The organism is Priestia sp. SIMBA_032 (assembly GCF_046535215.1).
In the GTDB taxonomy this organism is placed as follows: Bacteria; Bacillota; Bacilli; order Bacillales; family Bacillaceae_H; genus Priestia; species Priestia aryabhattai.
In genome coordinates, this window is the sequence record NZ_JAWRXD010001340.1 from 1 (window position 1) to 245 (window position 245).

Consider the following 245-nt stretch of genomic DNA (forward strand, 5'->3'; position numbering starts at 1 on the left):
GCGTCATACCGATCAGCCCCGCCTTGCTCGCGCAATAGTTGGCCTGCCCAGGGACGCCGATCAGCCCGGAAATCGAGGCCATATTCACCACCGCACCAAAGCCCTGCTCGACGAACAGCGGCAACACTGCCTTGCAGGCATGAAACGCGCTGTCAAGGTTGCTGCCGATTACGCTGTGCCACTGTTCGGCGCTCATGGCCAATGCACTGCGGTCTTGGGTGATACCGGCGTTATTGACCAAACCT

The 245-nt window shown here is 60.0% G+C and carries 1 protein-coding gene; it reads right to left on the reverse strand.

The annotated features are described in order from the left end of the window. The coding region (locus tag SB717_RS38665; protein WP_410908538.1) for an SDR family NAD(P)-dependent oxidoreductase at nucleotides 1-245 on the reverse strand (245 nt) is incomplete at both ends.